Here is a 14,359-nt window from a genome sequence, read left to right as displayed (position 1 = left end):
TCCGACCGGCCCGGCCGGCCGCCACGCGCCGACGCCCCGAACCTGCCCCGTACGCCCACCACGCGGCGCGCCCGCACCCCGGCACGGCCCGGACCCACACGCGAAGGGCGCCGAGGACCGGCAGCGCGACCTGAAGCGGCCGCGCCGGCTCGGGTTCCGAGGGGGGCCGCCGGCCCGGGCGGTCAGCTCGGGCGGCGGAAGCCGATCGTCGGGACCGCTCGTCGCAGGGGCCACGGCCTGACCGGTTCGTCCGGGACCAGGTCCGCCAGGAACGCGTACCGGCTCAGGGCCGCCGGGTCCTGCCCCTCCACCGACTGGACCTTGCGCCACCAGGTGGCGATCTCGGACCAGCCCGGCGCCGACAGGGAGCCGCCGAACTCCTGGACGGAGAGGGCGGCGGTCAGCCCGGCGAAGGCGAGGCGGTCGGCGAGCGGCCAGCCGGCCAGGGTGCCGGTGACGAACCCGGCGACGAAGACGTCCCCGGCGCCGGTCGGGTCCAGGGCCTCCACCGCGATGGCCGGGACCTCGGCGCTCTCCCCCGTCCGCCGGTCCACCGCGTAGGCGCCGTCCGCGCCGAGGGTGACCACCGCGAGCGGCACGTGCTCGGTCAGGGCGTGCGCGGCGGCGCGCGGGCAGGAGGCGCCCGTGTAGCGCATGGCCTCCTCGGCGTTCGGCAGGAACGCCTCGCAGTGCGCGAGGTCGGCCAGTCCCGCCAGGTCCCAGGCGCCGGTGTCGTCCCAGCCGACGTCGGCGAAGACGCGGGTGCCCCGTGCGGCGGCCTGCGCGATCCACGGGGCGCTCGCGCCGGGCGTCAGGGAGGCGATGGCGGCACGCGCGCGGGGCGGGCAGTGGGGGGCCGGTTCCTCGGGCGGCGGCTCGTGACCGTGGGAGACCATCGTGCGCTCCCCCTCGTACGCCATGGAGACCGTCACCGGCGAGTGCCAGCCGGGCACGGTGCGCGAGGGGGTCAGGTCGATGCCCTCGCCCTGGGCGAGCGCGTCCCAGCAGTAGTCGCCGTAGTGGTCGTCGCCGAAGGCCGCGGCCAGCGAGGTGCGCAGGCCGAGGCGGGCCAGCGCGGTCGCCATGTTGGCCACGCCGCCCGGGCTCGACCCCATCCCGCGTGCCCAGGACTCGGTCCCGCGCACCGGGGCGGAGTCGAGCCCGGTGAAGATGACGTCGAGGAAGACGGTGCCGGTGAGATACACGTCCCAGGGCGGGTCCTGCGGGGTGCGCAGGGCGGCCAGGGGATCGACCTGCGGATGTCGGTGCGATCCCTCGTCCTGCGGGTGGCGGTGTGTTCTCTCGTCGGCGGACATGGCGGTCATGACGGTCACGTCGGACGCCGCGGACACGGTGGACGCTGTCACGGTGCGCTCCCTGGCATGGTGCGGATCAGGCCAGTGTGCACCACGCCGCCGACAACGCGGTGGCGTTCGCGCCGGTGGCCGTCGGGCCGTCGCGGTCCCCGGGCGCGCGGTCCGGGCCGCGCCGGGGGTCGTCTCCGGCACCGGGGCGGCCGGCGTCCTCGCGGGCCGGGCGCGGACCCGGCCGTTGCGGGGAAGGGGGGCGGGTCACCAGCGGGGGACGGACGGGGTGACCCACTCCGGGTCGGCCACCCGCATCGCCGCCGCGTCGTCGCGGTCGCGGAGGGCGCCGTCGTCGTCGAGCCAGCGGCGGTGGAGGAACGCCAGCCGGTCGCGGTCGAGTTCGACGCCGAGGCCGGGGGCGTCGGAGACGGCGACCTCGCCGCCGTCGAAGGCGAGCCGTTCGGTGAGCACGTCCTCGGACTGCCAGGGGTAGTGGGAGTCGCAGGCGTGGTGGAGGTTCGGGACGGTGGACGCCACGTGGGTCATGGCGGCGAGGCTGATGCCCAGGTGGGTGTTGGAGTGCATGGAGACGCCGACGCCGAAGGCGCGGCAGACGGCGGCGAGTTGCTGGGTGTTGCGCAGGCCGCCCCAGTAGTGGTGGTCGGAGAGCACGACCTGGACGGCGCCCTCGGTGAACGCCTCCTGGATCTCGGCGAACGTCGTCACGCACATGTTGGTGGCGAGCGGCACCCCGGTCCTCGCGGCGACCTCGGCCATCGCCGGGGTGCCGAGCGCGGGGTCCTCCAGGTACTCCAGGACGTCCCCGAGCTCCGCCGCGACCTTCAGCGAGGTCTCCACGGACCAGGCGCCGTTGGGGTCCAGGCGCAGGGGGTGCCCGGGGAAGGCCTCGGCGAGGGCCCTGATCGCGGCGATCTCCTCCTCGGGCGGGAAGACGCCGCCCTTGAGCTTGAAGGAGGTGAAGCCGTACCGCTCGGTGAAGGCGCGGGCCTGCGCGACGACGCCGGCCGGGTCGAGGGCGGCGCCCCAGTCGTCCTTCTCGCACGTCACGCCCTCGGGGTGGTCCGCCCACCTGTAGAACAGGTAGGCGCTGTACTCGACGGCGTCGCGGACCTTGCCGCCCAGCAGCGCGTGCACGGGCAGGCCGAGCGCCTTGCCGAGGGCGTCGAGGCAGGCGACCTCGAAGCCGGAGACGACGGACAGGCGCAGCTTGTCGGCGGTCTGGACGCCGCGCAGCCCGCCGACGTCGACCTGCCCAAAGACCCGGGAGGAGTCGACGGCGACCTCGTCGGCGAGCGCGAACAGGCCGTTGAGGTCGCTCACCCGGCGCCCCACCAGCTTGCCGACGAAGGGGCGGGCCAGCTCCAGGTACTTGGCGTCGCCGTAGGTCTCGCCGACGCCGGTGATCCCGTCGGCGGTCTCCACCTCGACGATCAGGCGGGGGGTGTACGGCTGGTGCACGCCCTGGGTGTTGAGCAGCGGCGGGTCGGCGACGAGGACCGGCGTCAGGCGGACGTCGGTGACGGTGAGGTTCACGGGGCGGCTCCTACGAGGTCGAGTCCGGCGGCGAGCAGGGTCCCGAGCCCGGCCGGGCGGGCGGGTGGCGGGTCGGTGAAGGGGCGCGGACGGGCCCGACGGGGCGGCCGCGCGGCCGGGCCGCGGCCCTCACGAGGGACACGCCGTGTGCGGGGACGCGGTCGCGCGGTGCGACGAGGGGGCGTGGAAGTCGCGCAGCAGCTTGCCGTAGCCGCTCCGCAGGGCGGAGGGGAGGCGCCCGCGGTCTCGGGGGCGAAGGCGTGCGCGGCGGAGGAGCGGGCGGGAAGAGGGCGCCGGGTCCGGCGGCGGCGCGTCCGGCGACGTGGGCCCGGTAGCCGTCGGGGTCGAGCGACCCGCCGGCGCGGAAGCCGGCCAGGGGGAAGGACAGCATCCCGTCCGCCCTCCCCCCCCCCCGCGCAGCCGCCGGGCCACGGCCGTCGCGGGGCCGGCGCCGGCAGCGGAATCCACGTCCACCCTCACCGTCTCCGCATGTAGATGACGTCCACGTATGGGAATGGAGATTAGATAGGCGGACGGCGGGCGTCAATGGGCCGGCGGCGTCCGTCTACGATCGGCGCATGCCGGAGACAGGGGGCGCGGCGGGCGGCGTCCGCGAGGTGAAGTCGGCGGCTCGCACGGTCGAGCTGCTGGAGGTGCTGGCCGCGCGCGGGGACCGCCCGGCCCGGCTCCAGGAGCTGGCGGACGGACTGGGCGTGCCGCGCAGCTCGATGTACGCGCTGCTGCAGACCCTGGTCTCGCGCGGCTGGGTGCGCACCGACGTCACCGGTTCGCTGTACGGCATCGGCATCCACGCCCTGCTCACCGGCACCGGCTACCTCGACTCCGACCCCCGCGTGCGGGCGGTGCGGCCGTACCTCGACGAGGCGTCCGAGGCGCTGGGCGAGACGATCCACCTGGGGCGGCTCGACGGGCACGACGTGGCCTATCTGGCGACCCGGGAGTCGCACGAGTACCTGCGGACCATCAGCAGGGTGGGACGCCGGCTGCCCGCCCACGCGGGCGCCCTCGGCAAGGCACTGCTGGCGGAGCGCCCGGACGCCGAACTGCCCGAGGGCCCGTACGAGGCACTGACCCCGAACACGCACACCGACAGGGACTCCCTGGCGGCCGACCTCGCCCGGATCCGGGAGCGCGGCCACTCCGTCGACCGCGAGGAGGGCGTGACGGGGATCGTCGGCTTCGGCTTCGCGCTGCGCTACGAGGTCCCGGCCCTGGACGCGATCAGCTGCTCGGTGCCGGTGGCCCGCCTGACGCCGGATCACGAGGCGCGGATCGTCGCGGTGATGCGGGAGATCCGGGCCAAGGTGGAGGCGACGGTTCCGGCCGGAGGCGGCTCCGTCCACTGGCGATGACGCCCGCTTCTACCCAGGCTCCGGAACACCAAACGCCACTGTGATCCGGATCACACCCCCTCGCCTGTGTTCCGCCTCTCCGCGCTTGATACAAATTGCGCGCGCGTTCCTGTCCGTCGACGGTCGTCGCCCCCTCCCCTCCCCCCTTCCTTCCGCATGCCCTGGGAACGCCCGTGTTCGCCCCCCGCACCACTCCCTGGCCCCTCGTCGCCCTCTTCACGGCCGGGTACCTTCCTCCCTACCTGCTGCCCACCACCGTCGGCAGACTGGACACCGGCCTGCCGCTGACCGCCACGCAGGCGGGCGCCGTCGGCAGTGCGCTGCTGCTGAGTTCGGCGACCGCGGGCTTCCTGCTCGCCTCCCGGGTGCAGCGGATCGGCGCCCGGACGCTGGCCCGGTTCGGGCTGGTCCTGGCCGTCGTCGGCTACGGCTCCGCCGCGCTCGCCACCGCCGTCCCGGCCGTCGTCGCCGGCGCGGTCCTCGGCGGCTTCGGGTCGGGCACGGCCACCACGGTCGCCGCCACCCGGATCGCGGCCGAGCGCGACCCCCACCGCGCCTCCACGCTGGGCCTGTTGACCGTGTCCGCGCTGGCCGGCGCGGTGTACCTGACGGTGCCGCACCTGGGCCGGGCGCACGGCCTGCCGCTGGCCGCGATCGCGCTGACCGCCCTCGCGGTGTGGCCGCTGACCGGCCGGCTGCCGGGCGGGACGGCCGCGTCGCCGGCCGCGCACGACACGGGCCTCACCACCCCGCTCCCCCGCCGCCGCTCGGGACCGGTCCTCGCCGCCACCGTGCTGTGCTGGTCCCTCGCGCAGAACTCCCTGTGGGGTGTCAGCGGCCGGATCGGGCTGACGCAGGCCGGACTCGGCGACGCCGCCCTCGGGGTCGTCTTCGCCGTCGCCCTGGGCGCGGGACTGGTCGGCGTCCTGGCGGCCGGCGCGCTCGGGTCCCGCCTGGGCCGGGCGATGCCCATCGGCGCGGGCACGGTGCTGATCGCGGGCTGCATCGCGGTGAGCGCGTCCGCGACCACCCCCGCGACGTTCGCGGCCGGCGAGATCGCCTGGAACACGGTGTACCCGGTCGTGCTGTCGTACCTGATCGGCCTCGCCGCCTCGCTCGACCCGCGCGGCCGGTGGGCGGTGCTCGTCGGGTCGGCGTCCTCGCTGGGCACGGCGGCCGGTCCGCTGACCGGCAGTGTGCTGTCGGCCCAGGCCGGTTACGCGGGCATGGGCCTGGTCCTCGGCGCCGGTCTGCTCCTGGCCGCCGTGCCGATGACGGCCGTCGCCCTGCACACGGGCGGACGCCCGCTGCTGCCCGGCGCGATCCGCCGCCGCGGCGGCACCCCGGCCGCCCTGGTCGCCGCCGCCACCGGCACGCCCAGCGGTGCCGTGCCCGAGGTCGGCGCCCCGGAGCAGCCGGTCGTGGAGATCGACGTGGACGCGCCGGCCGTGCCGGTGCAGCACGCCTACGACACGGCGGGACCCCGGGCGGCCGCGGCCACACCGGGGTCCGGGACGGGCTGAGTCCTACGCCGTCGGGAAGGCGTACGCCTCCACCTCGGCCAGGTACCGCGCCCGCAGCTCCTCGTCGTCCTCCAGGAAGGAGGCGAGGAAGGAGTTGCGGGCCAGCTCCCGCAGCCGCTCCTCGGTGAGGCCGAGCGCGGCGCGCACGGCCTCGACGTTGTCGCCCGCGTAGCCGCCGAAGTAGGCGGGGTCGTCGGAGTTGACCGTGCACATCAGCCCGGCGTCCAGCATCGCGGGCAGCGGGTGGTCGGCGAGGGTGTCGACCGTGCGCAGCCGCACGTTGGACAGCGGGCACAGGGTCAGCGGGACGCGGTCGCGCACCAGCCGCTCGACCAGCTCCGGGTCCTCCATCGAGCGCAGACCGTGGTCGATCCGCTCGACGCCCAGCACGTCCAGGGCCTCGGTGACGTACTCCGGCGGCCCCTCCTCGCCCGCGTGCGCGACGCGGCGCAGCCCGAGGGCGGCGGCGGCCTCGTACACCTCGCGGAACTTCACCGGCGGGTGGCCGACCTCGGCGGAGTCCAGGCCGACGCCGGTGATGCGGTCCAGGTACGGCTTCGCGGCGTCGAGGGTCGCGAGGGCCGACTCGGCGGACTCGTCGCGCAGGAAGCACATGATCAGCCGGGTGGAGACGCCGTGCCTCTCCCGGCTGCGGCCCAGCGCCCGCCACAGGCCCTCCACGACCGTGCCCATCTCCACGCCCCGGGCGAGGTGCGCCTGCGGGTCGAAGAAGATCTCCGCGTGCCGTACGCCCTGCGCGGCGGCGCGGGCCAGGTAGGCGTCGGCCAGGTCCTCGAAGTCCCGCTCGGTGCGCAGGACGGCCATGAGCTCGTAGTACAGGTTCAGGAAGGACTGGAGGTCCTCGAAGCGGTACGCCTCGCGCAGGGCGTCCGTGTCCGCGTAGGGCAGGACGACACCGTTGCGGGCGGCCAGCTCGAAGGCCAGCTCCGGCTCCAGGGTGCCTTCGATATGGAGGTGCAGTTCAGCTATGGGCAGAGGCATCAGAGCATCGTACGGCGGTTTCACCGACGTTTCGGAACCGGGACGCGCATCAGATCCCGGGCCACGGTCAGCTCCCCCTCGTACCCGGCGGCCCTCGCCTGCCGCTCGAACTCCTCGGGGTCGGAGTAGCGCTGGCTGAAGTGGGTCAGGACGAGGTGGCGTACGCCCGCCTCCCGGGCGGCCCGCGCCGCCTGCCCGGCGGTGAGGTGGCCGTGGTCGGCGGCGAGTTCCTCGTCCTCGTCGAGGAACGTCGACTCGATGACCAGCAGGTCGCAGCCCTCGGCCAGCTCGTGCACCCCCGGGCACAGCCGGGTGTCCATGACGAACGCGAACCGCTGGCCGCGGCGGACCTCGCTGACCTCGTCCAGCGGAACGCCGTTCAGCACGCCCTCGCGCTGGATGCGGCCCACGTCGGGGCCCTCGATGCCGTGCGCGGCCAGGCGCTCGGGCAGCATGCGCAGGCCGTCGGGCTCGGTGAGCCGGTAGCCGTACGACTCGACGGGGTGCGAGAGTCGGCGGGCCTCCAGCACGTAGGCGGGGGTGACCGCGAGGGGCCCGTCCGCGTCGACCGGCGCCTCGGTGAGGCCGACCGTCTCGCGGTAGGCGGTGGCGTACCGCAGGCGGTCGAAGAAGCGCTGCCCGGAGCGCGGGTAGTGGGCGGTGACCTCGTGCGGGACCCGGTCCAGGTTGATGCGCTGGATGACGCCGGCCAGGCCGAGGCTGTGGTCGCCGTGGAAGTGCGTGACGCAGATCCGGTTCAGGTCGTGGGCGGCGACCCCGGCGCGCAGCATCTGGCGCTGCGTGCCCTCGCCGGGGTCGAACAGGATGCCCTCGCCGTCCCAGCGCAGCAGGTAGCCGTTGTGGTTGCGGTGCCGGGTCGGGACCTGGCTGGCGGTGCCGAGGACGACGAGCTCACGTACGGACACGGTGTCTGCCCGGGCCTATCCGGGGGGCCATTCGAGGCCGCGGCCGCCGAGGACGTGGGCGTGGGCGTGCCACACGGTCTGGCCGGCGCCGCCGCCGGTGTTGAAGACGGTGCGGTAGCTGTCCAGCTTCTCGTCGTCGGCGACGGCCCGGGTCTCGCGCAGGACGTCCGCGGCGATCTCCGGAGCACCGGCGGCGAGGGCGGCGGCGTCGCGGTAGTGCGCCTTGGGGATCACCAGGACGTGGGTGGGCGCCTGGGGGTTTATGTCGCGGAACGCGACGGTGGTGTCCGTCTCGCGGACGATCGTGGCCGGGATCTGACCCGCGACGATCTTGCAGAACAGGCAGTCGTCCTGTGGCTCGCCGGGCATGGGCGCTCCTTACGGTGGTGATCTTCTGGGGGCATCGTAGCGAGCCCGGGTGCGCGGGGCGCCGTGCGCCGGGGTGGCCGCCGGGCGGGTGCGTCCGCCCGCGCTCGCGGGGCGCCTCCCCGGCCGTTGGGGCACCGGGGAGGCACGACTTGTCCGCGGTCGCGGGCGCCGGCGGCTACGGCAGGCTCGGCGGGGTCTTCGCCGGGGTCTCCTCCAGCGCCTCCAGCGCCAGCCGGATCGCCTCGTCCAGCTGGGGGTCGCGTCCCGCCGCGTGGTCCTGCGGGCGCTGCGGGACCTCCACGTCCGGATCGACGCCGTGGTTCTCCACGCCCCACCCCTGGCCCTCCAGCCAGAACGCGTACTTGGGCTGCGTGATCAGCGTCCCGTCGACCAGCCGGTAGCGGCTGTCGATGCCGATGACGCCGCCCCAGGTGCGGGTGCCGACGACCGGGCCGATGCCGAGCGCCTTGATCACGGCGTTGACGATGTCGCCGTCGGAACCGGAGAACTCGTTGGCGACGGCGACGACCGGGCCGCGGGGCGCGTCCAGCGGGTAACTGGCCGGCCGCATGCCGCGCGGCAGGTCCCAGCCGACGATGCGCCGGGCCAGCTTCTCCACGACCAGCTGGGAGGTGTGCCCACCGCGGTTCTCGCGGACGTCGACGACCAGGCCCTCGCGGACGACCTCGACGCGCAGGTCGCGGTGGAGCTGGGCCCAGCCGGAGCCGACCATGTCGGGCACGTGGAGGTAGCCGAGCCGGCCGCCGGACCTCTCGTGGACGTAGGCGCGGCGGTCGGCGACCCAGGCGTGGTAGCGCAGCGGCTCCTCGTCGGCGAGGGGCACGACGACGGCGTGCCGCGGCTCGCCGCCGCCGGCCGGGGAGACGGTCAGCTCGACCGGCTTGCCGGCCGTGCCGACGAGCAGGGGGCCGGGCCCGGTGACCGGGTCGACGGGCCGTCCGGCGACCGCGACGATCGCGTCGCCGGCGCGCACCGCGACGCCGGGCGCGGCGAGCGGGGAGCGGGCGTCGGGGTCGGAGGTCTCCGAGGGCAGGACGCGGTCGACGCGCCAGGCGCCGTCCTCGTGCCGGGAGAGGTCGGCGCCGAGCAGGCCCTGCCGGGCGCCGCCGTGGCCGCCGGGCGGGGTGACGTAGGCGTGCGAGGTGCCGAGCTCGCCGTGCACCTCCCACAGGAGGTCGACCAGGTCGTCGTGGGTGGCGAGGCGGTCCAGGACGGGCCGGTAGCGGTCGAGGACGCCGTCCCAGTCGACGCCGTTCATGTCGGGCCGCCAGAAGTTGTCCCGCATGATGCGGCCGGTCTCGTCGTACATCTGGCGCCACTCGGCGGCCGGGTCGACGGTCTGCCGGACGCGGCTCAGGTCGACGGTGATGTTGGTGTCGCTGTCCTCGTCGCCGGAGGCCCGCCGGTCGCTGGGGACGACCTTGAGGCGTCCGTCGGTCCACAGCAGCACCCGCTTGCCGTCGCCGCTGACCTCGAAGTGGTCGGCGTCGCCGGCGAGGTGCTCGACGCGCTGCTGGGCGAGGTCGTAGCGCTCCAGCTCGGTGTGCGGGCCGGGGTCGTCCGGGTTGGCGCGGGAGGCGCCGAGGACGCCGGTGACCGGGTGGCGCAGCCACAGGACGCCGTCCTTGGCGGCGCGCAGCCGGGAGTAGCGGGCGGCCTCCACCGGGAAGGGCACGATGCGGTCGGCGAGGCCCTCGATGTCGATGCGGGTGGTGGGGGTGCCCTCGCTGTCGGGGGTCTCCTCGCGGTCCGGGGCCTCGAAGGGGCGGCCGTGGCGCTGCGGGCCGAAGGGCGAGGGGGTGGTCGCGGCCAGCGTGATCAGGTACGGGCGGGCGCCCTCGACGAAGGCCAGGTCGAAGACGTGCTCGTCGTAGACCGGGTCGAAGGAGCGGGTGGAGAGGAAGGCGAGGTGCTTGCCGTCCAGGGTGAAGGCGGGCGAGTAGTCCCGGAAGCGCAGCGGGGTCGCCTCGGCGACCGACAGGTCGGTGGTGTTGGCGAGCTTGAGCCGGCGCAGCGGGGAGGGGCCGGGGTGGGACCAGGCCAGCCAGGCGGAGTCGGGCGAGAAGACGAGGCCGGTGGCGTCGCCGTCCTCGCTGCGGTCGACCTCGCGGACCTCGCCCGTCTCCCGCTCGACGAGCAGGACGCGGCCGTCGTGCGAGGCGACGGCGGCCCGGCTGCCGTCGGGTGCCATGGCGAGGTTCAGCACCCGGCCGAGCTGTCCGGCGGCGAGGCGGCGCGGGGTGGCGCCGGGCGCGAGGCCGGTGGCGGGCGCGAACTCCAGGGCGTCGTCGCCCTCGGCGTCCGTCACCCACACCACCCACTCCTCGCCGTCGGCGCGGAAGGCGCGCGGCAGCCGGGTGCGCACGCCGGGCGTCGCCGCGAGGGCGCGGGCCGGTCCGGAGCGGTGGGTGACCCAGTGGACGCCGCCGCGCACGGCAACGGCGCTGCCGCGGGCGGTGTGGTCGGGGGACGCGGAGCCGAACCAGCGGGCGGCGTCGACCGGGTACGCCTGGAGGTCGGTGCGGGAGCCGCCGAGCCGGATGTCGAGCCGGCGCGGCTCGGCGCCGTCCAGGTCGTCCAGCGTCCACAGTTCGCCGACGGACGAGTAGACGACCCGCGTGCCGTCGGTGGCGGCGTGCCGGGCGTAGAAGCCCCCGAGGGGGGTGTGCCGGCGCAGGTCGGAGCCGTCGGCGAGGGAGGAGTAGAGGGCGCCGGTGCCCTCGTGGTCGGAGAGGAAGGCGATCCGCTCGCCGACCCAGAACGGATACTCGATGTTGCCGTCGAGGTCGCCGTGCAGCCGTACGAACTCGCCGTCGTCCTCGGCGTCGATCCACAGCTTGCCCGCCGTACCGCCCCGGTACCGCTTCCACCAAGCGGCCTCCCGCCCCATCGGCGCGGACAGCAGCACGGTGTGCGGGCCGTACGCGACGTCGCCGACGGGCCCGTACGGCAGGGTGGCGGCGGGTCCGCCGTCGAGCGGGACGGCACGGGCCCAGCTGCGGCGCAGGCTCGCCTGCCCGTGGCTGCTGAGGGCGAGGACCTGTCCTTCCGGGGTCCAGCCGCGCACCTGGGTCTTCGGGTTCCCCCAGTGTGTGAGGCGTCTCGCCGGGCCGCCGCCGACGGGCGCGACGTGCACCTCGGGGGCGCCGTCGCGGGTGGAGGTCCAGGCGACGGTGGTGCCGTCGGGCGAGACGCGCGGGTGGTTCACCGGCATGTTGTCGGCGCTGACCCGCCAGGCCCGGCCACCGTCGAGCGGGGCGAGCCACACGTCGTCCTCGGCGGTGAAGGCGACCAACTCGCCGTGCGGGTGGGGAAAGCGGAGGTAGGCAGGCGCTGCGGGCTGAGTCACCCCCACAGCCTAAGCAGGGGCGGGGGCGACCGACAGGGGTTCGGATCACTTCCCGCCCGGCGCCCGGGGCGCGACGGCCGTACCGGACGGGCTACTTGCCCTCCACGGGCCGGCAGTGCGGGTCGTCCGGGCACCAGATGGTCCGGGTGACGGTGACCGTGGGGCCCGGCCGGTCCCGGGTGGGCCGGTCCGCGGGCCGGGAGGTCCCGGCGTCGCAGTCGCCCAGGCCCTTGACGTGGAACCACTGCTTGCCGTCCACCTCGGCGGTCAGATCGCCGCGCACGCAGGCGCCGTTGACGACGCGGGTGACCTTGCCGTCGACGGTGATGTCCTTCCCGTCGTCCGTCTTCCCCTCGCAGTGGACGGAGGCGACGGTGTCCTCGCCCGCGGAGGCGGAGGCGGTGGCGCCGTCGCCCTCGGCGGAGGCGGTGCACGTGAGCCACCGCACCCCGGCGTCACGCCGGTCGAGCTCGTGGGTCACGGTCCGGTCGGTCGTGTACGACACCGCCGCGGAGCTGAGTCCGCCCGGGTCGCACGCGACGAGCGCGCCCACGGCGACCACCGCGCCGACGGCCAACGGCACCGCGCGCCGGCCGCCGCGCGCGCTCGGGATGCTCGGGATGCGCCGAATCCGCCTCAATGCCCCCATGGAGGGCAGCCTGCCACCGGTGCGGGGCTCGCGGTAGGGCGCATACGGCCACTCCTCACTACCGTGGGCGCATGCGCAGCGGACGCCGGCTCAGAAGGCTCGTCGTGGACGGGACCACCGCCTACGTGTGGTCGGTGCGTCACCGGCACAGCGTCACGGAGCCCTGCCAGGAGGTGCTCACCCTGTCCCGGGACGGGACGCGGACCCGCCTGGTGTTCCGGGGCGGCGGGGGCCGGTTCGTCCCCGACGGGTTCCTGCCCTCGGGCTGCGTGGCCGTGGGGGACGAGTCGCTCAACCTGCACGAACCCGGGGTCGTACGGGCCTTCGCCGACGAGGCGGCCCGGCGGGGTCTGCTCGACCGGTCCGCCGAGCTGGACGGCTGGGAACTGTTCCCCGCGGTCGTCGCCGCCCGCACGGCGGACGGCTGACCGGGGCCGTCAGGACCAGCGGCCGGTGCGGGCCAGGAGGACGGCGGTCGCGGCGGTGCCCGCGGTGGAGGTGCGCAGGACGCTGCGGCCCAGGCGGTAGGGCTTGGCGCCCGCCTGGGCGAAGAGCGCCAACTCCTCGGGGGAGACGCCCCCTTCGGGGCCGACGACCAGCACGATGTCGCCGGAGGCGGGGAGTTCGGCGGCGGCCAGCGGCTCCTCGCCGCTCTCGTGGAGCACGGCGGCGAAGGCCGCGTCGGCCAGAAGTGACGCAACCTGCTTGCCGCTCGCCGCGTCCGCCACCTCGGGGAAGCGGACCCGGCGGGACTGCTTGCCGGCCTCCCGGGCCGTCGCCCGCCACTTGCCGAGCGCCTTCAGCCCGCGGTCGCCCTTCCACTGCGTGATGCAGCGGGAGGCGGCCCACGGCACGATCGCGTCGACCCCGACCTCGGTCATCGTCTCGACGGCCAGCTCTCCCCGGTCCCCCTTGGGCAGGGCCTGGACGACGGTGATGCGGGGCTGCTCCGACGGCTCCTCGTGGACGCTCTCCAGACCGGTCACGACCAGGCGGTCCTTGCCCTCGGCGGCCTTCACCACGCCCTCGGCCCAGCGTCCGCGCCCGTCGGTGAGGACGACGTCCTCGCCGGGGCGCAGCCGCTTCACGGAGACGGCGTGCCGTCCCTCGGGGCCGTCGAGGACGTACTGCCCGCCGGGCAGGCCCCCGGCCGGCAGCGAGTCGACCACGAACACCGGAGCCGTCATCGGTCCGCACCTCCGTTCACGTACCGCGTCAACGCCGCCTCGGCGGAAGCGAGTTCGGCCGCCAGGACCTCCACCAGCTCGCCGGCGGGCAGGTCCCGGGCCATCCGGTGGCCCTGTCCCGCCCACAGCGCCATGCCCTGCGCGTCGCCCGCCTTCGCCGCCGCCTTGCGCAGCGGCGCGGTGAGGTGGTGCACCTCCGGGTAGGCGGCGGGGGCGTAGGGGCCGTGCTCGCGCAGGAAGCGGTTGACCAGGCCGCGGGCGGGGCGGCCGGAGAAGGCGCGGGTCAGTTCGGTGCGGACGAACAGCGGGTCGGTCAGCGCCTGCTTGTGCAGGGCGTGCGCGCCGGACTCGGGGGTGGCGAGGAAGGCGGTGCCGAGCTGGGCCGCGCTCGCGCCGGCCGCGAGGACCGCGGCGATCTGGGCGCCGCGCATGATGCCGCCGGCGGCGACGACGGGCAGGTCCACCGCCTCCCGGATCTGGGCGACCAGCGACAGCAGCCCGGTCCCGGCGCCGCCGGTCTCCGGGTGGTCGCGGTGGGTGCCCTGGTGCCCGCCGGCCTCGACGCCCTGCGCGATCACCGCGTCGGCGCCGGCCCGTTCGACGGCCCGGGCCTCGTCGGCGGTGGTCGCCGTGACCAGGGTGAACGTGCCGACGCGGTGGAGCGAGTCGACGACCTCGCGGCTCGGCACGCCGAAGTGGAACGACACGACGGGCACCGGGTTGTCCAGCAGCACCGCGAGCTTGGTGTCGTAGCCGTCGTCCCGGCCGCAGTCGGGGTCGCCGAGCTCGGTCCCGTACCAGGCGGCCTCACCGGCCAGCTGGTGGGCGTAGACGCCGACGGCCGAGGGGTCGGCCGTCTCCGGCTGCGGCATGAAGAGGTTGACGCCGAACGGGCGGGCGGTCAGCCCCCGCACCTGCTTGATCTCCTGGTACATCCCGTCCGCGGTCTTGTACCCGGCGGCCAGGAATCCCAGCCCTCCCGCCTCGCAGACCGCGGCGGCGAGCCGCGGCACGGAGACGCCGCCCGCCATGGGCGCCTGCACGATCGGGTAGGGGAAGAGATCGGTCAGTGCGGAGGACATGAGCGCATGGTGTCACG

General features: G+C 75.5%; 12 protein-coding genes and 1 pseudogene. 3 read left to right on the top strand and 10 right to left on the bottom strand.

The window, feature by feature from the left end:
* Positions 1-182: 182 nt before the first annotated feature.
* From ACZ4V6_RS02400 to ACZ4V6_RS02390, 3 genes and pseudogenes are all read right to left on the bottom strand, one after another.
* Positions 183-1,316: a carbohydrate kinase family protein gene (locus tag ACZ4V6_RS02400; protein ID WP_467822224.1), complete on the bottom strand. Its 1,134-nt coding sequence runs from the start codon at positions 1,314-1,316 to the stop codon at positions 183-185.
* A gap of 255 nt (positions 1,317-1,571) precedes the next feature.
* The gene (locus ACZ4V6_RS02395) at positions 1,572-2,861 is read right to left on the bottom strand and encodes a glucarate dehydratase family protein (protein WP_467821876.1); all 1,290 of its coding nucleotides are present in this window, start codon (positions 2,859-2,861) and stop codon (positions 1,572-1,574) included.
* Positions 2,858-3,148: pseudogene (locus ACZ4V6_RS02390) on the bottom strand (5-dehydro-4-deoxyglucarate dehydratase); the annotation flags it as partial. The pseudogene ACZ4V6_RS02390 and the gene ACZ4V6_RS02395, both read right to left, overlap by 4 nt.
* 291 nt (positions 3,149-3,439) lie before the next feature.
* On the opposite strand from ACZ4V6_RS02390, the gene ACZ4V6_RS02385 reads away from it, so the two are divergent.
* Together ACZ4V6_RS02385 and ACZ4V6_RS02380 are read left to right on the top strand one after the other, a co-directional pair.
* Positions 3,440-4,234 (top strand): IclR family transcriptional regulator, encoded by a 795-nt coding sequence (locus ACZ4V6_RS02385; RefSeq protein WP_467821875.1) that lies wholly within the window; start codon positions 3,440-3,442, stop codon positions 4,232-4,234.
* 173 nt (positions 4,235-4,407) lie between these two features.
* Positions 4,408-5,757, top strand: a complete 1,350-nt coding sequence (locus ACZ4V6_RS02380) for an MFS transporter (RefSeq protein ID WP_467821874.1) — start codon at positions 4,408-4,410, stop codon at positions 5,755-5,757.
* Positions 5,758-5,760: 3 nt separating this feature from the next.
* Here the strand turns inward: ACZ4V6_RS02380 and ACZ4V6_RS02375 are convergent, their stop codons facing one another.
* The 5 genes from ACZ4V6_RS02375 to ACZ4V6_RS02355 form a co-directional block, all read right to left on the bottom strand.
* The gene (locus ACZ4V6_RS02375) at positions 5,761-6,759 is read right to left on the bottom strand and encodes an adenosine deaminase (RefSeq protein ID WP_467821873.1); all 999 of its coding nucleotides are present in this window, start codon (positions 6,757-6,759) and stop codon (positions 5,761-5,763) included.
* A gap of 20 nt (positions 6,760-6,779) precedes the next feature.
* Positions 6,780-7,685, bottom strand: coding sequence for a ribonuclease Z (locus ACZ4V6_RS02370; RefSeq protein ID WP_467821872.1), 906 nt, complete (start codon positions 7,683-7,685; stop codon positions 6,780-6,782).
* Between the two features lie 15 nt (positions 7,686-7,700).
* Positions 7,701-8,054 carry a histidine triad nucleotide-binding protein gene (locus ACZ4V6_RS02365; protein ID WP_467821871.1) on the bottom strand — a complete coding sequence of 118 codons (354 nt, stop codon included), beginning with the start codon at positions 8,052-8,054 and terminating at the stop codon, positions 7,701-7,703.
* Between the two features lie 175 nt (positions 8,055-8,229).
* A complete protein-coding gene (locus tag ACZ4V6_RS02360) occupies positions 8,230-11,430 on the bottom strand; it encodes a S41 family peptidase (RefSeq protein ID WP_467821870.1) in 3,201 nt (1,066 codons plus the stop codon).
* An 85-nt stretch (positions 11,431-11,515) separates the two neighbouring features.
* A complete protein-coding gene (locus tag ACZ4V6_RS02355) occupies positions 11,516-12,073 on the bottom strand; it encodes a hypothetical protein (RefSeq protein ID WP_467821869.1) in 558 nt (185 codons plus the stop codon).
* A gap of 71 nt (positions 12,074-12,144) precedes the next feature.
* Here ACZ4V6_RS02355 and ACZ4V6_RS02350 point away from each other — a divergent pair, with 71 nt between their 5' ends.
* Complete coding sequence (locus ACZ4V6_RS02350; RefSeq protein ID WP_467821868.1) at positions 12,145-12,501, top strand: hypothetical protein; 357 nt, start codon at positions 12,145-12,147, stop codon at positions 12,499-12,501.
* Positions 12,502-12,510: 9 nt separating this feature from the next.
* Here the strand turns inward: ACZ4V6_RS02350 and ACZ4V6_RS02345 are convergent, their stop codons facing one another.
* On the bottom strand, positions 12,511-13,260 hold the full coding sequence (locus ACZ4V6_RS02345; RefSeq protein ID WP_467821867.1) for a 16S rRNA (uracil(1498)-N(3))-methyltransferase: 750 nt from the start codon (positions 13,258-13,260) through the stop codon (positions 12,511-12,513).
* Entirely contained in the window at positions 13,257-14,342 is a 1,086-nt protein-coding gene (locus ACZ4V6_RS02340) for a nitronate monooxygenase (RefSeq protein ID WP_467821866.1), read from the bottom strand. Before ACZ4V6_RS02340 ends, ACZ4V6_RS02345 begins: the two co-directional genes overlap by 4 nt.
* Positions 14,343-14,359 lie beyond the last annotated feature (17 nt).

The organism is Streptomyces sp. NPDC029152 (assembly GCF_055564355.1).
The sequence above is the reverse complement of the archived record's forward strand: the minus strand, read 5'-3'. Positions and strand labels throughout refer to the sequence as shown.